Below are 19,183 nucleotides of genomic sequence, written 5' to 3'. Positions count from 1 at the left end.
GTTCACCTCATCAAATCCGGCGCGAGATGAATTTGGCGCCGAGACCGATCACAGCCAAGTTACGTTTTGTTTAGAATGGCTTACCGTTTTGTAACGTTACAGCGCGATATAGCGATCAGCACGGTGATTGATGGCGACGAAGAGGTTGAGGACGACAGCGCCGAGCACTGAATAGAAGACGACAGGCGGCGTGGTGACGAAGAAGGCGGCGGCGAGCACGCACATGTCGATGGCGAGCTGGACGAGGCCGGCGCGGATGCCGAAACGCTCCTGCAGGTAGATGCCGAGAATGCCCACGCCGCCGAGGCTGGCGCGGTGACGATAAAGCGCCAGCAGCCCGAAGCCGAGCAGCAGGCCGCCGAGAAGTGCCGCCCAGGCCGGATGAATGCTCGAAATGGACAAGAAGCGCGACTGCACATCAGCAAGCACCGCCGTCAGGCCGATGGCGATGAAGGTCTTGATGGTGAAGGCCATGCCGAGTCGCTTCCAGGAGAGATAGAAGAACGGCAGGTTGAGCAGGAAGAAGGCGAGACCGAAATTGGCGCCGAAGGCATAATGCAGGAGGAAGGCCACGCCGGCCGTGCTGCCGGTCAGAAGGCCGGCGCTGGCGAGCACATAAAGGCCGAGCGCCGCAACGAGGCTGCCGGAGAATATGCCCTGCACGTCTTCGATCGGAGTGTGGCGCGTCGCAGTCGTATTCCAAAAACCAAGGGCATTGATGAGCTGTGTCATGTCGCCAGTCTCCACGGCAGACGAGTTTAAGAACGCGCTTGAGAAGGCCCGGGCGCGACGGAATTTTGGATCATGAAAGGAGCCCGAGCGCCTCGGCGTAATATTGCCGGGCGCTCTGCCGATGCGATGCAGTATCGGGCTTTTCGGTCTTCCGATCAAGCGAAATAGGTAAGTAATGCTGACCTATAAAAACATCGCAAGAAATGTTCGCTTACGCGGGTTTTTGCGTAAGGAATAGAATGCCGGAAACAGGTTTTCCGCCATCTTTGCGAATGACCGATTTGACGATCTTGAGAAATTGGAAGCCATGACGGGCGAGAAGCGTCCTGACATAGGCTTCCGAATGGGCATAACGCAGCGACGGAGCGAGATGGAAGCCTTCGCCATCACCCGCATCCTCGACGGAAAAGGCGATATCGGCGCCTGATGCAGCGAGTTCTCCGACGATGGCAAAGACGCTTTCGAGATTGCCGAGATACATCAGCACATCGGCTGCCGTCACCAGGTCGGCGCGATGGCGCGCGGCATCGGCAAAGAAGCCGGAGAGATCGGGCGTGAGCGAGAGATCGGCCTGGGCGAGACTGTCATAGACTTGTTTATCGGCGGCCTTGGCCAGCATGTTCTGCGAGAGGTCGAAGCCTTCGAGGCGACCGACATTGGCGCGGATCTCCGAGCCGAGCAGGCCAGTGCCGCAGCCGAGATCGACGGCGTGTTCGTAGCGCCTGCCGGTGGAGGCGATGAGCGCTGCAAGCTTCTGCGGGACGCTGTAGTCGAGCTTTTCGACAAGTGCCGATTCAAAACGGTCGGCATAGTCGTCGAAGAGGCGCTCGACATAACGGCTCGACGGCAGGTCAGGCGTGGCCACGTCGCCGAGAAGGGCGAGCTTGAGGGCGGCGCCGAAAATATCTTCCGGATCGAGGGCAAGCGTCTTGCGATAGGCCTCGATCGCGGCATCTGCCCTGCCCGCTTTTTCCACATAGTTGGCAAGGCGATACCAGCCGGCGGCCCAGGCAGGCACGAGCTCGAGAGCCTGTTCCATCAGCTCGGCAGCCGCTTCCGGCTCGCCGCCTTCTTCGAGCATCCTGGCATAATCGGCGCGGCGGTCGGCGATGACGTCGCCGGAGGAAAGCTGGTGGGGTTGCATCAATGGGCCTGTCAAATCTTTTACGCATGTCGTTGCCGCAAAACCGCTGCACACTTTTGCGCGACATGCGTCGGCCCGCATCTGGCGGCGGCCACAAAAAAACTCAAGTCCTATTTCAGAGGCGGAGCGGCCAATTCGGGAAAGGGCTTGCGGGCGCCGCGCCGCGACCTTATTCCAAGGGCAAACAGGAGATGGCTTATGTCCGATCAGGCGAACAGGTTCCTCGGCGATTCAATCGGCCGCACATTGATAAAGCTTCTCGTGGTGTCGCTGATCGTCGGTTTCGTCATGACCGTTTTCGGCCTGACGCCGTGGAGCATCATCGACGGCGTGCGCGACTTCGTCCTCGAGATCTGGTACCGGGGCTTCTCGGCTCTCGGGCGCGTCGGCGACTATCTCATCCTCGGCGCGACGATCGTCATCCCGCTCTTCATCATTCTTCGTCTTTTCAGCTACCGCCGGTAACATGACATCCATCGATCTTTCCAGGCGCGGCCTGCTGCGCCTTTCCGGACTTGCGCTCGCCGCCGGCATCGCCGGCTGCACCACGACCCCGCGGATGGCCGGCACGCCGTCAAACGGCGAGGACGAGACGGCGAGCGTGCTGCCGCTCGTCAACCAGCTGCGGGCCAAAAACGGCCTGCCGCCGCTTGCCGTCGATCCGGCGGCGAGCACTGCCGCTCTTTTCCAGGCAAAACGCATGGCCAGCGCCGGCAAGATGGCGCATCTGATGGGTATAACCGACAGTTTCGGCGCGCGCGTCAAGGCGAGCGGCGTTCGGCTGCCGGCGGCGGAAAACATCGCGTCGGGCCAGCAGAGCGTCGATGCCGTGGTGACGGCCTGGATCAACTCGCCGCATCACCTGGAAAACATGCTGGGACGTTATGGCGGCCTTGGCGTTGCCGTCGCCCATAATACATCTTCCAGGAACCTGCCCTATTGGGCCATGGTGCTTTCCAGCTGAGGTGATTCCGCCTGCAGCAGTTCAAAGTGTACGGCGTCCTTTGGGCGTTTGAGAAAACGCGCGGCGCCGAAGCGGCGAGGCAGGCATGGATAGCAGAACCAACGACAATGCGCTGGCATTCGACGTGACGCACCTGATGGTGCTGTCGATTGCCATTCCGATGATGCTCGGCTTTCTGACGACGCCGCTGCTCGGGCTGACGAACACTGCCGTCGTCGGTCATATGGGCGACCCGGAAGCGCTTGCGGGACTGGCGATCGGCGCCATGCTCTTCGATCTCATCATGGGCAGTTTCAACTTCCTGCGCGCCTCGACGACAGGGCTGACGGCGCAGGCCTATGGCCGGCGGGACCAGCACGAGCAGCAGGCGGTCTTTTCCCGGGCGATGATTTCGGCGCTCGGCTGCGGTCTGGCGCTGCTCTGCCTTTCGCCCCTGCTGATCACCGCCGGGCTGAGGTTGATGGGCGCGCATGGGCCGATTGCAGAGGCGACCAGCACCTATTTTTCGATCCGCATCCTGGCAGCACCGGCGGCACTGGCGAATTACGCCATCCTCGGTTTCGTGCTCGGGCGCGGCCAGGGCAGTATCGGGCTGCTGCTGCAGGCAATCATCAACGGCATCAACATCGTGCTTTCCATCTATCTCGGCCTGACGCTCGGCTGGGGCGTAGCCGGCGTCGCCTGGGGTACAATGGCTGGCGAAACCGTCGGCGCGCTTGCCGGACTTTTCATCGTACTCAGCGGCTTTAACAAGGCCGAGCGGCCTCAATGGGCGGAGGTCTTTTCCCGGCACCGGCTGGCCGAGCTTTTCGCCCTCAACCGCGACATCCTGATCCGTACCTTCGTGCTGCTCGGCGCCTATACCATCATGACGCGGATCGGCACCAGCTTCGGCGCTGTGACGCTTGCCGCCAATGCCGTGCTGATGAATTTCTTTCTGCTGTCCGGCTATTATCTCGACGGGCTTGCCAATGCCGCCGAACAGATCGCCGGCAGGGCGATCGGCGCGCATTACCGGCCGGCCTTCGACCGCGGGCTGAAGCTGACGATCTTGTGGTCCTTCGGGCTGGCGGCGATCGGCTCGGCCTTCTTCTTTCTCGCCGGCCCCTGGCTGATCTCGGTGCTGACGACCTCACCCGAGGTGCGGCAGGCAGCCGAAACCTATCTGCCCTGGGCGGCGGTGACGGGAGTGACGGGCGCACTCGCCTTCCTGATGGACGGGGTCTTCATCGGCGCCACATGGTCGGCCGACATGCGTAACCGGATGCTGATATCCTTCGCCGGCTATCTCCTGATGCTCGCGGTCTTCGTGCCGCTCTTCGGCAATCACGGCCTGTGGCTGGCGATGAACGCCTTCCTGCTCTTCCGCGGCTTCTTCCTGGCAATGCTGGTGAAGCCGCGGGCCGATCAGACCTTTCGCGCCGCCCAATAATCCAGACTGGTATCGCGCAGGTCGCGGATCGAGGCGGCCTTTTCGCGGTGCAGGAGTTTCGAGAGGCCGCGGATGATATCGCCGGCCAGGCCGGGGCCCTCATAGACCATGCAGGAATAGAGCTGGACGAGATCGGCGCCCGCCCGGACCTTCTCCAGCGCGGTTTCGGCCGAGGAAACGCCGCCGACGCCGATGATCGGCAGGGCCGGACCGACCCGCTTGCGCATCCTAGCGAGTACCGCCGTCGACCTTTCGAAAAGCGGCACGCCGGAGAGGCCACCCGCCTCCTTCGCCTGGCGCTGATCCTTAAGTCCGTCGCGCGACAGCGTGGTGTTGGAGACGATCAGGCCATCAAGCGCATGCGAAAGCACTTCCGCGGCGATATCGTCCATGCCTTCCTCGGTCAGATCAGGCGCGATCTTAAGAAAGACCGGGATCTTCCGCCCGGATGTTCCCGCCATTTCGTCGCGCGCCGCAAGCACTGATGACAGCAGCATAGCAAGGCTTTCGCGCCCCTGCAGGTCGCGCAGACCGGGCGTGTTCGGCGAGGAGATGTTGGCGGTGAAATAACGCGCGACGGAATAAAAGCGCCGGATGCCGGCGACGTAATCGGCGATGCGGTCCTCGCTATCCTTGTTGGCGCCCATATTGACGCCGATCATGCCACCGCCCTTTAGCGCGGCGAGGCGCCTGAAGGCGGCGTCATGGCCTTCATTGTTGAAACCGAGACGATTGATGACGCCTTCATCCTCCACCAGGCGGAAGATGCGCGGGCGCGGATTGCCGGATTGCGGCTTCGGCGTCACCGTGCCGATCTCGGTAAAGCCGAAGCCGAGCTTCAACAGCGCCTCCGGCACTTCGGCATTCTTGTCGTAGCCGGCGGCCATGCCGAGCGGATTTTCGAAAGCAAGGCCGGCAACGGTCTGGCGCAGCCGCGGATCGGGCGTGATCTGACAGGCGGGCACGAGGCCGGATTTCAAGGCGGCGATCGACATGCCGTGCGCCGTTTCCGGATCGAACAGGAAGAGACCCTTGCGGGCGAGACGCTTGAACGGATCGATCATGGCTGCAGCTCCGGGAAGACATGGGCGCCGGCTTCGTCGAGCAGCAGCGGCGCCTCCCAGAGCACGGCCGCAAGCGGCAGATCGGCGTAGAGATGCGGGAAGAGATCGCCGCCGCGCGAGGGCTCGAAGACCAGCTTGTCGGCGAAGCGGCTGCCATCGACGGCAATCAGCAGCAGGCCGGACTGTCCGGCAAAATGCAGGGCGGCAGTCTGCTTCACCTGCTCCGCCGTCGAAAAATGGATGAAGCCGTCCTTGAGATCGATGCCGGCGCCATGAAAAGTGCCGGTTTGTCTGGCTTGCTGCCAGAGCGTTTCCGTCACGATCTTGTAAAGGGTCGGTGTCAGGGTCATCATGGCCTCACGATAGGCTGTTCCTCGGTCACGAGGGCTTTGCCGGAAAGAGACGGCGATGTCCACGCCTCGGCGCCGAAAAACGGGACAGCTGGAACAGAATTAGAGCATGATGTCGTCCGAAAACCGCGCACACTTTTCGGCATCATGCTCCCGAAAATCCGGAGGATGAGACGATGAAGGTTTTGGCTCTCACGCTTGGCGTTTTTCTGATGCCGTTGGCGGCCGCGGCGGCCGAAGCCGATGCGGGCCGGTTCCAACTGGAGAAGAGCGGCGACCATTTCGTCCGGCTCGACCGGCAGACCGGGGCGATGTCGATCTGCCAGGACAAGGACGGCGCCCTCGTCTGCCGGATGGCCGCCGACGAGCGGGCGGCCTATGAGGACGAACTCGACCGGCTGGCAAAGCGGGTGACGGCGCTCGAACAGGGCGGCGTCATTCAACGTGCGCTGCCGAGCGATGCCGAGGTCGACCGTTCGATCAGCATCATGGAGCGGATGATGAAGAGTTTCATGGGGATGGTGAAGGAGTTCCAGGCCGAGGAAAACACCAATCCCCTTCCGCAGAAGACCTGATCTGATATAGTCACTATGAACAAGCTGGCGCGCAACGCGGAGGGGCGGAGGCACATGCCGGCATGGTCGGGCTCTTGGGAGGGAGTTTTCGATGCAGGAACAGACCATCATCATTGCGGACGATCATCCGCTTTTCCGTGACGCGCTGCGCCAGGCGGTGATCGGCATGGAAGGCCGGCAGTCGATCGTCGAGGCCGGCGATTTCGCCGCCGCGCGCCGGGCCGCCGGCGCCCATGCTGATGCCGACCTGATGCTGCTCGATCTCGCCATGCCCGGCGTCAGCGGCTTTTCCGGCCTGATGGCATTGCGCTCCGAATTCGCCAGCCTGCCGATCGTCATCGTCTCGGCAACCGACGACGCGACGACGATCCGCCGGGCGCTGGAACTCGGCGCTTCCGGCTTCATTTCGAAATCCGCCGGCATCGAGGATATTCGCCGCAGCATCCAGACGGTGCTTGCCGGCGACATCGCCACACCGGAAAGTTATCGCGACGGGCAGGAGCAGGATCCCGATGTCGCAGACCTGATCCACCGCCTGCATACGCTGACGCCACAGCAGAGCCGGGTGCTGACCATGCTCGGCGAAGGGCTGCTGAACAAGCAGATCGCCTACGAACTCGGCGTCTCCGAGGCGACGATCAAGGCCCATGTCTCGGCGATCCTGTTGAAACTTGACGTCGACAGCCGGACGCAGGCCGTCATCCAGCTCGGCAAGATCAATATGGCGATGGTTGCCTGAGCGATACATTTCCCTTTGGAAACAGGATTTTATTCCTCTTTCATCTTTACTCAGACGGCACGGTCGATTAATATTGCGCCGGGTTGAAGCGCGGCGTTGAAATGAGCCGCGACGGAATCGCGCGCATGCTGTCACACGACCAGATCTGGGAAGCGCTCGACAGGCTTGCCGAACGGCACGAGCTGACGCCATCGGGACTTGCGCGCCGCGCCGGCCTCGACCCGACCTCCTTCAACAAATCGAAACGGCTTTCTGCCGACGGGCGGCTGCGCTGGCCCTCGACGGAATCGATCGCCAAAGTGCTCGACGCCACAGGGGCAAGCATGGAGGAGTTTTTGGCCTTCATGCGGCGGGATGCCGATCTTTCCAAACAGCTGGCCGCGCCGCAGGAAAGCGCGTTTCCCCAGCAAGGCGGCTCTATTCCGCTACTCGGCTTCGCGCAGGCGGGCGCCGGCGGCTTCTTCGACGATGGCGGCTTTCCGGCCGGCCAGGGCTGGGACGTGGTGGAATTTCCGGCCGCCCCGGCACGGAAGGCAGGCGTCTATGCGCTGGAGGTGCAGGGCGAAAGCATGATGCCGCTCTACCGCGACGGCGACGTGCTGATCGTCGAGCCGGGGGCACAGGTGCGCCGCAACGACCGCGTCGTCGTGCGCACAAACGAGGGCGAGGTGATGGCCAAGGTGCTGCTGCGCCAGAGCCCGCGGTCGATCGAGCTGCTGTCGCTCAATCCCGAACATCCCAACCGCACTCTCGAGCTTTCCGACGTCGCCTGGATCGCCCGGATCATCTGGGCCAGCCAATAGGAAGATATTCCATGCGCCCTGCCGCCTTCATCACAGGTATCACGGGGATGGCGGTGGTAGCCGGCCTGCTGCTGGCAGGCGAAGCAAGGCTTGGCGGCGGCACGGCCGGCGAAGAGACGGCGTCCGCAGAAGAGGCGGCAACGGCAGCGGCAGATGCTGCTCCCGAACCCGGCGAACCCGCGGCGATGTCGGACGAGCGTGCCGAAATGATTGCCCGCTCAGTGGAACCAAAGGCTCCGCCCTCTCCGGCGGCTCCCCCCTCCCCCGACCCGGGCGACGGCGGGGCACCCAAACCGGCCGATGCACCGCAACAAGCGGAGACTCCGGCCGGGGCAACGCCAAGTCCGGCTGCGAAAAAGGCGGTGGAGCTGGCGCGGCCGATGGCCGACAATGCCGGCATTCTTTCTTTCGGCGAGCGCCGGCTTCAGCTTGCCGGCATCGTGCCGACGCCGGTCGACAGGATATGCGGGCCGGCGGGCCGGCAATGGCCCTGCGGCATGATGGCGAAGACGGCGCTGCGCCTGCTGTTGCGCAACCGCAGCGTCAGCTGCGATCTCGAGACGGTGGAATGGAAGGAAACCGTCACGACTGCCTGCCGGCTGGGCACGGAGGATCTCGGCTCATGGCTCGCCGAAAAGGGCTGGGCGGAACCGACGGCGGGTTCGCCGCTTACATCCGCCGCCGAAAAGGCCAGGCAGGCGGGAAAAGGCCTCTACGGCGATGACCCGCGCCGCAATTAAACCGGCAGCCACGACAGTGGTTGGACAGCCCGGATCGGGCCGATCCCTTGTAATGGCTGTCGCCAATTCCTAATCTGGGCTGACCGAAAAAGGAATCAGAGATGAACAAGCCGCTTTCCGCCCATGATGCGCTGATCTACGTGATGGTGATGGCATCCGCCGTCGACAGCACGATGAACGACAGGGAGATGACAAGGATCGGCCAATTGATCGGATTCCTGCCGGTTTTCCGGGACTTCGACGACGACAAGCTGATTTCGGTGGCGCGCGACTGCGCCGCGCTGCTGGCCGGGCCGGAAGGCCTCGACGTCGTCCTCGAAACCGTGCGCGATACCCTGCCCGCAAAGCTCTACGACACGGCCTATGCGCTGGCCGTCGAGGTGGCATCCGCCGATCTCTCGGTCAAGGCGGAGGAGTTGCGGCTGCTCAGCCTGCTGCGCGATCGGCTCGGCCTCGACAAGCTCACCTGCGCGGCGATCGAGCGCAGTGCGATTGCGCGCTTCCGCAGGGGCTGAAGGCGAGCAATTTGGACTGCGGCTTCAATAAAGCCCGTAGGGGAAATAACGCAGATAGATTTCCTGGAGGCGGCCGTTGCGCGACAGCGTGGCGAGCGCGTGGTCGATGGCTGCCGTCAGCACGCTGTCCTTCTGCCGCAGCATGATCGTCATGCCCTCGCCGAGGAAATGCTCGGAGAGATAGGGGCCGTCGAACAGCGCGCAGCATTTGGCCGAGGCCGGCGAAGAGACCCAGAAGGAAAGCTGCAGCGCATCGGCAAAGGCGGCATCGACCTTGCGGTCCTTGAGCGCCGCAAGCAGAGCGTCCTTCGTATCGAACGGCTCGGCCTTGAGCGTGGGGAAGAAGGCGGCCAGCATCGCCTCATGCACCGTCCCCCTGACGACGCCGACCGGGTGGCTGGAAAGGGCGGCAGCGGTCTTTCCGTCAAGCGGCACGGCGAGATTGCGCACGAAGCGCGCCGGCAGCATCAGATAAGGTCTGGAGAAGACGAATTGCCGGCGCAGCTCCGGGGTCACGGCAAGACCGGCGATGATGGCATCGCCCTGTGAGGCGGCGAGCGCATCCCTGAGGTCGGTAAAGGGGAGCGCCTGGATCTGGCACTTGTCTGAAATCTCCAACTCACTGCAGATTTCGCGGGCGAGGTCGACATTGAAACCGGAAAGCTTGCCGTTCTGATCGGTGAAATTGAAGGGCGGGAAATCGACCGACGTCAGGAAGCGCAGGCGCACCAGCGAGGAGAGATCGGGCCTCGCAAGACGTTCGCGCGCATCGAAGAGCAGCGGCAGCGAAGGTGCCGCCTGCTGGGCGGACGCGGCGCAACTTGAAAAAAGCGCGCCCAGCAACAGCCCGAACGCGAAAAAGCCCTTCAGAGTCACGGATGCGAGCTTGAATTGCATCATCTTGATCTTGGTCTCAGGTTAAGCGCGAAGCATTGCAGCGTCGGCGAGATGTATCAGAGTCATGCGTGTTGGGGAATATGCGTGGGAGTGAGGGGAGCCGACGACGCGCGCGAACTCATAAGAGGACAAGTCAGCCCCTAAAAATCACTCTCATCCGCCACCCTCTGTTAGCGCGGAATTAAAGAATATCGCCTCTTATTTGTTGCGACGACATCGGACCCCGCCAGCCGATCGCATGATGCAAGCGTCAGCCCAAACGTAATCTCCAATCCGCGATATTGAAGCAGCGCTTTTTCTGCAACAATTGATTTCAAAAGCACCGGGCGCGCGAGCACGCCCCGTCAATCGGGTGACATTTCCATGCTGAAACATCTGAAAATCCGCACAAAAATCATATCGGTGGTGGCGCTCCTGGGGCTGATCACGATGGCCGGGCTGATCTACGTCATTTCCGAGTTCCGCCGTGCGGACGCCGCCTACAGCGCCTTCATCGATCATGAGGCGCAGGCCTCGATGCTGAGCGCGCGCGCCAGCGCATCGGCGGTGGCCTCGGTGCTGCAGGTAAGCCTGCTTGCCGACATGAAGCTCGATACGCCGGAATTCGAGAAGGCGCTCGCCACGCCGAGCAAGCTGCCGCAGGCGCGTGACCGCATGAAGCAGGCGCTGGCGCTGGTGCCCAGCCGCAAGCCGGCGATCGATGAAATCCAGGCGGGCATTGATGAGATCGAAACGCTGGCGAACAAGATCATCGAACAGAGCAAAGCCAAGGACGGCGCCGGCGCCCAGGCAAATGTTGCCCTGATCAATGCCAAGCTCGATGCACTGACGCCGAAGATGATCGCCAACAATGATGCGATGATGGCGATGCTCAACGATGGCGGCGACGCGCTCTCGGCTTCCGTCAACGAACGGATCGTCTTCTGTCTCGTTCTGATCGGCATCGCCGTTCTCGCTGCCGTCGGCTTCAGCGTGGTCGTGGCCCAGATAGGCATCGCCGGCCCGATGATGCAGCTGCGCCAGCGCATGACGCGGCTTGCCGAGGGCGACACGACAAGCGATGTCAGCGGCCTCGACCGCGGCGACGAAGTCGGCCAGATGGCAAAGGCCGTTTCGGTCTTCCGCGACAATGCGATCGAGCGCGCCCGGATCGAAGCGCGTGCCGAAGCAGACCGCGACGTCAGCGACAGCGAGCGCCGCGACCGTGAGGCGCAGAAGGCCCGCGAAGCATCCGAACTCGACCGCGCCGTCACCGCACTCGGCGACGGCCTGCGCCGCCTTGCCGCCGGCGATCTCGCCTCGCATATCGCCGAGCCCTTCGTCGCGCATCTCGATGCGCTGCGTGAGGATTTCAACAACTCGGTGGAGAAGCTCAACGAAACCATGCATACGGTCGGCGCCAATGCCCGGGCGATCGGCGCAGGCGCCAACGAGATTCGTTCCTCCGCGGACCAGCTTTCCCAGCGGACGGAACAGCAATCGGCCTCCGTCGAACAAACGGCAGCAGCGCTGGAGGAGATCACCACGACAGTGCGCGACGCCGCCAAGCGGGCCGAGGAGGCGAGCCAGCTCGTTGCCCGTACCCGCCTCGGAGCGGAAAAATCCGGCGAGGTCGTCCGCAAGGCCGTCTCCGCCATGCAGCAGATCGAGAAGTCGTCGGGCGAAATCTCCAACATCATCGGAGTCATCGACGACATCGCCTTCCAGACCAATCTTTTGGCGCTGAATGCAGGCGTCGAAGCCGCCCGCGCCGGCGATGCCGGCAAGGGTTTTGCCGTCGTCGCGCAAGAAGTGCGCGAACTCGCCCAGCGCTCGGCCAAGGCCGCCAAGGAGATCAAGGCGCTGATCAGCACCTCCGGCTCGCATGTGCAGACCGGCGTCTCGCTGGTCGGCGAAACCGGCAAGGCGCTCGACGCGATCGTCCAGGAGGTGCAGGAGATCAACCAGCACGTCCACGCAATCGCCGAAGCCTCCCGCGAACAGTCGATCGGCCTGCAGGAGATCAACACCGCCGTCAACACCATGGACCAGGGCACGCAGCAGAATGCGGCGATGGTCGAAGAATCCACCGCCGCCAGCCACAACCTGGCGACGGAAGCTGCAGCGCTCAACAACCTGCTCGGCCAATTCAGGCTGACCGGCACCGGCGGCTTCACTGCCAGTGCGCCAATGGCCACAGCAGCACCACGCGCTGCCGCCCGCCCGGCAGCCAGGGCAGCTCCGGTCCGCGTCGCCCGCGAAGGCACCGCCCGCCCGGCCGCCTCGCCGGCCCGCGCGCTCGGCCAGAAAATCGCCCACGCCTTCGGCGCCGGCAGCAGCACATCGTCAAGCCAGGATCCCGACTGGACGGAATTCTGAGCCTGTCAAAACAAGCATTGGAAAGGGCGGCTGCGGCCGCCCTTTCCTTTTGGGTATCGTCTAACCCGGCCGCCAGCCGATCTCGATGAGGATGTTTCCAGGCGCCGTGCAATAAAACAGCCAGCCGCCGCGCATCGCGCCCGGCGGGCCAGACAGATCAGCACTGGCAGCCGCAAGCCCGGCATGGACCGCATCGACATCCGTCCTTTCGGGCAGGATGAAGCCGATGTGATAGGTCTGGCGCCCCATCTCCACCTGATCGGCGGTGCCGAATTTTGCGATTGCGTGGCTGAGGATGATTTCGAGGCCGGCATCGTCCTCCAGGATCGCGAGACCGTTCTGGCCGCGCATATCCTTCAGCGTCAGGCCGAAATGGCGGATGAAGAAATCCGCCGTGGCAGCAATATCGGGAACGTGGAAATCGAGATGGTTCAAGTGCATGACAGTCTCCGTTCGAAAAAAATCCCGGGACTGCCTTTTTGCCGTCTCCGCACGCCGCCGGGATCCCGCATCTTCATGCGGATCACGTCGGGGGTTCTCGTGCCATGGCACGGAGCAGAGCTTCGCCAGAGCGCTTAACGCTGCAGCGGAAGGGATCGGGCTTACCTCAACCGATCCTGCCTTTTTCGACGATGCCGATCTAGCAGAGGGCACCGGTTTCGGCAATGATGCGTCATCGCGGCTGGAGAGACAGGATACTCACCCTAATATCAACAGGTGGATGTCGCGTCCAGCCGCTCGATCACGGCGCCCCCGGCGACGCTTCCCGAAGGATTGAAGAGCGGCATGGGCATTCGTGTCGTGAACTCTAGCCGGTGAGGCGTAGAGTGATATTATTCAAGCATTGGGAGGGATGGACATGAAAGCTGCAATCATCGGCCTCGTCGGCACGCTCGTTCTGGCGGGATGCAACACCGTCAGCTACAGCGGACCGGGTCTCGAACCCATCCCCGGCAGCATCACCTATAGTGGCCAGCCGCGCACCAAGCTCACCAAATCGCCTGTTGGTTCCGCCTTCCCGCATGATTTCACCGACCAATACGGCCGGCAGGTGGAGGAAACCTACATCATCCAGCCCGACCGGAGCCTGATCATCGCGCATCGGCAATACAAGCCGATCCGGTTCTTTGGAGACTAGGCTTAGTCGGCATGGTTTGCGGGAGATGGAGCGGGTGAAGGGAAATATGCGCTCAATTGCGAACGGAGGCCCTCAGATCGCATCTGACGCGAACCGGTTTGTTCAGCATAAAGCTGCATCAATCATTGCACATTGCGAAGATGAAAAAGAGAGGAGCAGGCATCATAGACTGCAACAGGCGGTTTAGAGGCCATGGGTCTGGATCAAGTCCGCGGTGTCTTCGGCAAGCGCGTCGACCGCCGCATAACGGATTCGAGTCTGGATTTCAGCCCGAGCCGGATCAACCCGTCAGGGCCAGCCAATCACCGATCGTTTTTCCGTAACGCCGCGTCGAGCGGATGGCCGGAGCCGGCCGCTGTTGGGTTGCCACCGTCCTTCGGATTTCACGCGGGCTCAGCCCGAATTCGTGGGTGAAGGCGCGCGTAAAATTGGCGGCGACCTCGAAACCGGCGGCTTCTGCGATTTCTGAAATCGGCCTGTGGTCGGCCGAATTGCTGAGATCTGCATAGGCCTGCAGCAATCGCCGCTTGCGAATATAATTGAGCACGCCTCCGCTCGCCTCAAACAGTTGGTAAAGCCGCGTACGCGAAATCCCCAACGCGCGGCACATCACGTCCGGTGTCAAGTTTTCCGAATGGAGATTGACGTGAATGTAGCGGTGCGCCCGCTCCATCAGTCCCATGTTGGCCTGGTTTTGACCGGTATCAGTCCTTGTGGACGATGCGGCGCCCGCAACGACCATATCGCCGATGGTTTGGATGATCCGGGGCACTTCCTCTATCGTCAGATTCTCGAGGTTCGTTTCGAGGCCCGTGAGATAGCCCGTGAGCAACTCGGCATGGCTGCCCGAAAGAACCGTGTTGCCTGCGCTCTGGAGAAGGCTCGCATCGCGAGCCAGCAGCTCATACGGCAGGAACACGAGCAAAGCTTCGGTATCGGTCGTCCGTCCGCGATAGGGGCTGCCGAGAGACATGAAAAATATCTCGCCGGCAGCGGTCTCGGTGACACGACGGTTGACCTCGGTCCAGGCCTGGCCGCTGCGCTGCAGGCAGACGTTCCAATGGTCGATGGGGCTCGATCGAAGCATGGCCTGATCGCGGATATATCTGTGGGCATGCGCGCGCTGCTGGACGATGAGGATATCGCCGAGATGCCAGCCGGTCTGCTCCGCGAGAAACCCGTCTTCGGGTGATTTTCCCTCCGGCAGATGAACATCCACGAGCGGCGCCATATGTGCCCGCCAGGCCTGGAATTGTTCTGCCGGTGGCAGGTCCTGCGTCGAGAATCGCAGCGGCTCGAGTGCAGGGGAGGCATGGGGCGGGCGTTCCTTGCTCATGGCCGGTTCACGCGGCCAGCGCCGCCGCTCCATATGCGCCGGCCGTTCCTGTTCCGAGGAAGGATCATCGTCGGATTCAGACCCCGTTGCCATCCAATTCCTCCAGCGCATAACCCGACCCGAGCCATGGATATTGAGAAAAGCAATTGTTTTTGCGGCTGAAATCTCCGCAGAACTCCGTCTGAAAAAGCGGAAGTGCCCGAAGATTCTCCTCCATAAGTTGTTTATCATATTTTCGCTCCGAAATGTACGGAGCGATAATTTCCAGGACGTGATGATAACGACAATTGCCTTTCTTAGCTGTATCTAAATAAACATCGGTTCTTTCCAACAGAAAACCGGACAAACAAAATATTCGCATGAACTAACGACTTGGTTTCGCGATATGTCGAAGTAAATATCGAATATCTCATAGCAAAATCTGAAACACGGGAGGTAGTCGTGAACTATCTTGGTAAGATTCGTGCGCGCTCTGTACAAGCTTCGGCTCATGATGCAAATTGTCCATCCGGAATACATCGCACTCCCAAGAGAGTTCTTGTCACCGGCGGCGCAGGTTTCCTCGGATCGCATCTGTGCGAGACGCTTTTGGCCGCCGGACACCAGGTGATCTGCCTCGACAACTTTTCCACCGGCATGCGGCGCAATATCGTCCATCTGAAGCGAGTCGATCGCTTCAATGTCGTCGCCCACGATATCGTCCACCCGCTCGATCTGGAAGTCGACGAGATCTATAACCTCGCCTGCCCGGCATCGCCCCCGCACTATCAGGCCGATCCGATCCATACGACAAAGACCTGCGTGCTGGGCTCCCTCAACCTTCTGGAGCTGGCCGCGCGCACCGGCGCACGCATCCTTCAGGCATCCACCTCCGAAGTCTACGGCGACCCGAACGTCCACCCGCAAGTCGAAAGCTACTGGGGCAACGTCAATTCGTTCGGGCCACGCTCCTGCTATGACGAGGGCAAGCGGTGCGCCGAGACGCTGTTCTTCGACTTCCACAACACGCACGGCGTCGAGATCAAGATCATCCGCATCTTCAACACCTATGGCCCGCGGATGCGTCCGGACGACGGCCGCGTCGTCTCGAATTTCATCGTTCAGGCCCTGACGGGGCAAGACATTACGATATATGGCGACGGTTCCCAGACCCGCTCGTTCTGTTTCGTCGATGATCTCATCGGCGGCATGGTCCGCATGATGGCCTCACCGTCGTCGCTGACGGGGCCTGTCAATCTCGGCAATCCGGGCGAATTCACGATCCGGGAGCTGGCCGAGCAGGTGATCGGATTGACCGGCTCCCGGTCGCAAATCATCCATCGCGCTCTGCCGGTTGACGATCCCCGTCAGCGTCGCCCCGATATTTCGCTTGCCATGCAGGAACTCGACTGGCGGCCGAAGATCGACTTGTCGAGTGGCCTGCGTCAGACGATCGACTATTTCGATGGCCTTCTCACCCGTCCGGCACGCGAGCTGGAGGCGGTCTGATGGCTGCGCCCCGGGTCCTGGTCACGGGCGGTGCCGGCTATATCGGCAGCCACACCGCCAAGCTCCTCCGCTCGGAGGGGATTGAGCCTGTCGTCTACGACAATCTCACGACCGGAAACCGTTCGTCCGTGCGCTGGGGGCCTTTCGTCGAAGGTGACGTCCTCGACACGTCGTGCCTGATCGAGGTCATCGAGAAATATGCTCCCGATGCCGTCATCCACTTTGCCGCCTCGGCCTACGTCGGCGAGTCCGTGGAAAACCCAGCGAAATATTACAATAATAATGTCTGCGGTGCATTGTCGCTTATCGATGCCTGCCGGCAGACGGGGCTTCAGAACGTCATCTTCTCCTCGAGCTGTGCCGTCTATGGCGTCCCTTCCGTGCTGCCGATCGACGAGACGTTGCCGAAGGCTCCCATCAATCCCTACGGCAAGACCAAGCTGATCTTCGAGCATATGCTCGCCGATTATGCGGCGGCCTACGGCCTGCGGTACGTTGCCCTGCGTTATTTCAATGCCTGTGGAGCCGATCCGGACGGCGAGCTTGGCGAATGGCACGTTCCGGAAACCCATCTCATTCCGCGGGCGCTGCTGGCCGCGGCCGGCCGGATTCCGCACCTGGAGATATTCGGCGATGATTACGATACCCCTGACGGCACCTGCATAAGGGACTATATTCATGTCGCAGATCTCGCGCGCGCCCATGTTCAGGCCTTCACCCATCTCGCCAAAGGCGGAGCAAACCTCGCTGTCAACCTCGGCACCGGGCGGGGGTTTTCCATCAGGGAAGTCCTGCGCGTGATTCAGGAAACGACCGGGTGCGAAGTCCCGGTCGTCATCCATCCACGCCGGCCGGGCGATCCGCCCAGCCTCTACGCCGACGCCAGCCTGGCCCGCGAGACGCTCTGCTTCCAGCCTCGATATTCCGACCTCGAAACCATCGTGCGGACGGCGGCTCCGTTCTTCGGACTGGAGGCGCGCGCGTGACCCAACCTGCGATCACCCAAGCGATGCATGCTCCGGAACCCTCCCACGAGCCGCTTCTTGTCCCGGTTCTGACCGGACATCGGCGGGCCGAATATCTGTTCTCGGCGGCCGTGTGGGTCTGCGCCTTCGCCTATTTCTGGATCTGGTGGCTGGAGCCGCGCCATCACGTCGATGCTTTCGGCACAATTACGGTGAGCCTCGTTCTTGCCTGGGTTACCGCTCTGCCGGCCTATTTCATCGTCGTCTTCTATCGGGCGGCAAGACCGAACGGTCCCTTGCGCCTGCCGGCGGGCAGTCGAGTGGCCATGGTCGTGACCAAGGCGCCGGCGGAACCCTTCTCGGTCGTCCGTGAAACCCTGCTGGCAATGCTTGCCCAGGAGGTGGAACACGACACCTGGCTTGCCGACGAAGACCCTTCCCCCGAGACTCTCGACTGGTGCTCCGGGCACGGGGTCTTCGTCTCGACCCGCAAGGGGCGATCCGATTATCATCGGACGTCGTGGCCCCGACGCACGCGGTGCAAGGAAGGCAACCTCGCCTTCTTCTACGACCACTACGGCTACAGCCGCTACGATTTCGTGGCGCAACTTGATGCAGATCATGTTCCCGCGCCCGACTATCTCTTCCACATGCTGCGTCCGTTCGCCGATCCAAAGGTCGGCTATGTCTCGGCCCCCAGCATTTGCGACAAGAACGCTTCCGAAAGCTGGTCGGCACGTGGAAGGCTCTATGCCGAGGCCAGCATGCATGGCTCGCTCCAAGCCGGTTACAATGGCGGCCTGGCGCCGATGTGCATAGGGTCGCATTACGCGGTACGTACCGTCGCCCTCAAACAGATCGGCGGCCTCGGTCCGGAGTTGGCTGAAGACCATTCGACGACATTGATGATGAATGCCGGCGGCTGGCGGGGTGTGCATGCGCTGGATGCCATCGCCCATGGTGACGGCCCCAGAACCTTCAGCGATCTCGTGACGCAGGAATTCCAGTGGTCGCGCAGCCTGGTCATGGTGCTGTTGCGGTACTCGCCGAGCCTCGTCGGCCGGCTGCCGCCCCGGCTCAAGTTTCAGTTCCTCTTTTCGCAACTCTGGTATCCGCTTTTTGCGTTCTTTATGTTGCTCATGTTTACGTTGCCGATCATCGCACTCGTGCGCGGCCAGAACTTCGTGACGGTGAGCTACCCCGATTTCCTGGCGCATTTCGCACCGCTTTCTATCGCTCTCGTGGTGATGGCTTATCGCTGGCGCGCCAGCAGCTCGTTCCGCCCCTACGACGCCAAGATCCTGAGCTGGGAATGCATGCTCTTTCTCTTCGCGCGCTGGCCCTGGGCGCTCGCCGGCACGCTGGCTGCGGTGCACGATTTTGTGACAGGCTCCTTCGTCGATTTCCGCGTCACGCCGAAAGGCCGGTCCGAAGTCGATCTGCTGCCGGTGCGTGTCCTGGCGCCCTACGCTTTGCTGGCGCTCATGGCGGTATCGCCTGCCCTGGCAATCGGCGATGCCGGGGCCTCCAAGGGTGGTTACTTCTTTACCATCCTGAACGCGGCAATCTACTGCGCGCTGCTGTTGGTCATCGTCGGGCGTCATTCGAAGGAAAATACGGTTGCGGCGGCCCCGCGTTTCTACCGTCCGGCGATGGCGACCGTGCTTCTTGCGCTCGTCGCGTTGCCGGGGGCTGCCACCATCATGCGCGGAAAGGATGCGACCGAGGCACTCGCCTGGGGCAGCGGCCGCTTTCAGCTGTTCGAAGAGCGCTACGCCGCCTCCGGTGCAGGCCGGGGCGGGACCGCCCTGCGCACGATCTTCTTCAAACCACGATGGATTTCCGATCCGGAGGAGATCCAACTGAGAACGGATGCCGCTCACCCGGATGTGCGGCCGAGCGTGGAGGAACTACACAATGCATAGCCCATCCAAAATAGCCCT

The 19,183-nt window shown here is 62.1% G+C and carries 21 protein-coding genes; 13 read left to right on the top strand and 8 right to left on the bottom strand.

The window, feature by feature from the left end; translation table 11 throughout:
• Positions 1 to 96 precede the first annotated feature (96 nt).
• Positions 97 to 732 (bottom strand): YitT family protein, encoded by a 636-nt coding sequence (locus HFO71_RS07655; RefSeq protein WP_131663067.1) that lies wholly within the window; start codon positions 730 to 732, stop codon positions 97 to 99.
• A gap of 211 nt (positions 733 to 943) precedes the next feature.
• Positions 944 to 1,876 (bottom strand): class I SAM-dependent DNA methyltransferase, encoded by a 933-nt coding sequence (locus tag HFO71_RS07650; RefSeq protein WP_221987772.1) that lies wholly within the window; start codon positions 1,874 to 1,876, stop codon positions 944 to 946.
• Positions 1,877 to 2,074: 198 nt separating this feature from the next.
• Between HFO71_RS07650 and HFO71_RS07645 the strand changes: the two genes are divergently transcribed.
• The 3 genes from HFO71_RS07645 to HFO71_RS07635 all read left to right on the top strand — a co-directional run bounded on the left by HFO71_RS07645 (position 2,075) and on the right by HFO71_RS07635 (position 4,272).
• Positions 2,075 to 2,341: a DUF6460 domain-containing protein gene (locus HFO71_RS07645; RefSeq protein WP_131707919.1), complete on the top strand. Its 267-nt coding sequence runs from the start codon at positions 2,075 to 2,077 to the stop codon at positions 2,339 to 2,341.
• A gap of 1 nt (position 2,342) precedes the next feature.
• Positions 2,343 to 2,840: a CAP domain-containing protein gene (locus HFO71_RS07640; protein WP_025393057.1), complete on the top strand. Its 498-nt coding sequence runs from the start codon at positions 2,343 to 2,345 to the stop codon at positions 2,838 to 2,840.
• An 85-nt stretch (positions 2,841 to 2,925) separates the two neighbouring features.
• Complete coding sequence (locus tag HFO71_RS07635; RefSeq protein ID WP_221987770.1) at positions 2,926 to 4,272, top strand: MATE family efflux transporter; 1,347 nt, start codon at positions 2,926 to 2,928, stop codon at positions 4,270 to 4,272.
• Here the strand turns inward: HFO71_RS07635 and HFO71_RS07630 are convergent.
• Positions 4,248 to 5,336: a quinone-dependent dihydroorotate dehydrogenase gene (locus HFO71_RS07630; protein WP_221987767.1), complete on the bottom strand. Its 1,089-nt coding sequence runs from the start codon at positions 5,334 to 5,336 to the stop codon at positions 4,248 to 4,250. The genes HFO71_RS07635 and HFO71_RS07630 overlap by 25 nt on opposite strands.
• Entirely contained in the window at positions 5,333 to 5,686 is a 354-nt protein-coding gene (locus HFO71_RS07625) for a DUF952 domain-containing protein (RefSeq protein WP_168286261.1), read from the bottom strand. Before HFO71_RS07625 ends, HFO71_RS07630 begins: the two co-directional genes overlap by 4 nt.
• Before the next feature lie 176 nt (positions 5,687 to 5,862).
• Between HFO71_RS07625 and HFO71_RS07620 the strand changes: the two genes are divergently transcribed.
• From HFO71_RS07620 to HFO71_RS07600, 5 genes are all read left to right on the top strand, one after another.
• Positions 5,863 to 6,261, top strand: a complete 399-nt coding sequence (locus tag HFO71_RS07620; protein ID WP_168286260.1) for a hypothetical protein — start codon at positions 5,863 to 5,865, stop codon at positions 6,259 to 6,261.
• 91 nt (positions 6,262 to 6,352) lie between these two features.
• Positions 6,353 to 7,000 carry a response regulator gene (locus HFO71_RS07615; RefSeq protein WP_025393052.1) on the top strand — a complete coding sequence of 216 codons (648 nt, stop codon included), beginning with the start codon at positions 6,353 to 6,355 and terminating at the stop codon, positions 6,998 to 7,000.
• A gap of 125 nt (positions 7,001 to 7,125) precedes the next feature.
• Positions 7,126 to 7,803 (top strand): LexA family transcriptional regulator, encoded by a 678-nt coding sequence (locus tag HFO71_RS07610; RefSeq protein WP_221988020.1) that lies wholly within the window; start codon positions 7,126 to 7,128, stop codon positions 7,801 to 7,803.
• Between the two features lie 11 nt (positions 7,804 to 7,814).
• The gene (locus tag HFO71_RS07605) at positions 7,815 to 8,543 is read left to right on the top strand and encodes a thermonuclease family protein (protein WP_221987765.1); all 729 of its coding nucleotides are present in this window, start codon (positions 7,815 to 7,817) and stop codon (positions 8,541 to 8,543) included.
• A gap of 101 nt (positions 8,544 to 8,644) precedes the next feature.
• Complete coding sequence (locus HFO71_RS07600) at positions 8,645 to 9,058, top strand: tellurite resistance TerB family protein (RefSeq protein ID WP_020048350.1); 414 nt, start codon at positions 8,645 to 8,647, stop codon at positions 9,056 to 9,058.
• A gap of 24 nt (positions 9,059 to 9,082) precedes the next feature.
• On the opposite strand, the gene HFO71_RS07595 is transcribed toward HFO71_RS07600, so the two are convergent.
• Positions 9,083 to 9,958: a transporter substrate-binding domain-containing protein gene (locus tag HFO71_RS07595; RefSeq protein ID WP_168257005.1), complete on the bottom strand. Its 876-nt coding sequence runs from the start codon at positions 9,956 to 9,958 to the stop codon at positions 9,083 to 9,085.
• Positions 9,959 to 10,318: 360 nt separating this feature from the next.
• On the opposite strand from HFO71_RS07595, the gene HFO71_RS07590 reads away from it, so the two are divergent.
• Complete coding sequence (locus HFO71_RS07590; protein WP_221987763.1) at positions 10,319 to 12,313, top strand: methyl-accepting chemotaxis protein; 1,995 nt, start codon at positions 10,319 to 10,321, stop codon at positions 12,311 to 12,313.
• A gap of 60 nt (positions 12,314 to 12,373) precedes the next feature.
• On the opposite strand, the gene HFO71_RS07585 is transcribed toward HFO71_RS07590, so the two are convergent.
• A complete protein-coding gene (locus tag HFO71_RS07585) occupies positions 12,374 to 12,754 on the bottom strand; it encodes a VOC family protein (protein ID WP_168343404.1) in 381 nt (126 codons plus the stop codon).
• 418 nt (positions 12,755 to 13,172) lie between these two features.
• Between HFO71_RS07585 and HFO71_RS07580 the strand changes: the two genes are divergently transcribed.
• Positions 13,173 to 13,451, top strand: a complete 279-nt coding sequence (locus HFO71_RS07580) for a hypothetical protein (protein WP_164050970.1) — start codon at positions 13,173 to 13,175, stop codon at positions 13,449 to 13,451.
• A gap of 280 nt (positions 13,452 to 13,731) precedes the next feature.
• On the opposite strand, the gene HFO71_RS07575 is transcribed toward HFO71_RS07580, so the two are convergent.
• Together HFO71_RS07575 and HFO71_RS07570 are read right to left on the bottom strand one after the other, a co-directional pair.
• Positions 13,732 to 14,880, bottom strand: a complete 1,149-nt coding sequence (locus HFO71_RS07575) for a helix-turn-helix domain-containing protein (RefSeq protein WP_221987761.1) — start codon at positions 14,878 to 14,880, stop codon at positions 13,732 to 13,734.
• The gene (locus HFO71_RS07570; RefSeq protein WP_168343406.1) at positions 14,864 to 15,133 is read right to left on the bottom strand and encodes a hypothetical protein; all 270 of its coding nucleotides are present in this window, start codon (positions 15,131 to 15,133) and stop codon (positions 14,864 to 14,866) included. Before HFO71_RS07570 ends, HFO71_RS07575 begins: the two co-directional genes overlap by 17 nt.
• A 95-nt stretch (positions 15,134 to 15,228) precedes the next feature.
• On the opposite strand from HFO71_RS07570, the gene HFO71_RS07565 reads away from it, so the two are divergent.
• From HFO71_RS07565 to HFO71_RS07555, 3 genes are read left to right on the top strand one after another with little or no spacing between them, the layout of a single operon-like run.
• Positions 15,229 to 16,275, top strand: coding sequence for a UDP-glucuronic acid decarboxylase family protein (locus HFO71_RS07565; RefSeq protein WP_168343407.1), 1,047 nt, complete (start codon positions 15,229 to 15,231; stop codon positions 16,273 to 16,275).
• Entirely contained in the window at positions 16,275 to 17,261 is a 987-nt protein-coding gene (galE, locus tag HFO71_RS07560) for a UDP-glucose 4-epimerase GalE (RefSeq protein WP_131661678.1), read from the top strand. The genes HFO71_RS07565 and galE overlap by 1 nt, the downstream gene beginning before the upstream one ends.
• Entirely contained in the window at positions 17,258 to 19,165 is a 1,908-nt protein-coding gene (locus HFO71_RS07555; protein ID WP_131639812.1) for a glycosyltransferase family 2 protein, read from the top strand. The genes galE and HFO71_RS07555 overlap by 4 nt, the downstream gene beginning before the upstream one ends.
• The last annotated feature ends 18 nt before the right edge of the window (positions 19,166 to 19,183 follow it).

It is taken from the genome of Rhizobium laguerreae (genome assembly GCF_019778565.1).
In the GTDB taxonomy this organism is placed as follows: domain Bacteria; phylum Pseudomonadota; class Alphaproteobacteria; order Rhizobiales; family Rhizobiaceae; genus Rhizobium; species Rhizobium laguerreae.
This window is presented reverse-complemented; position numbering and strand designations above follow the sequence as displayed.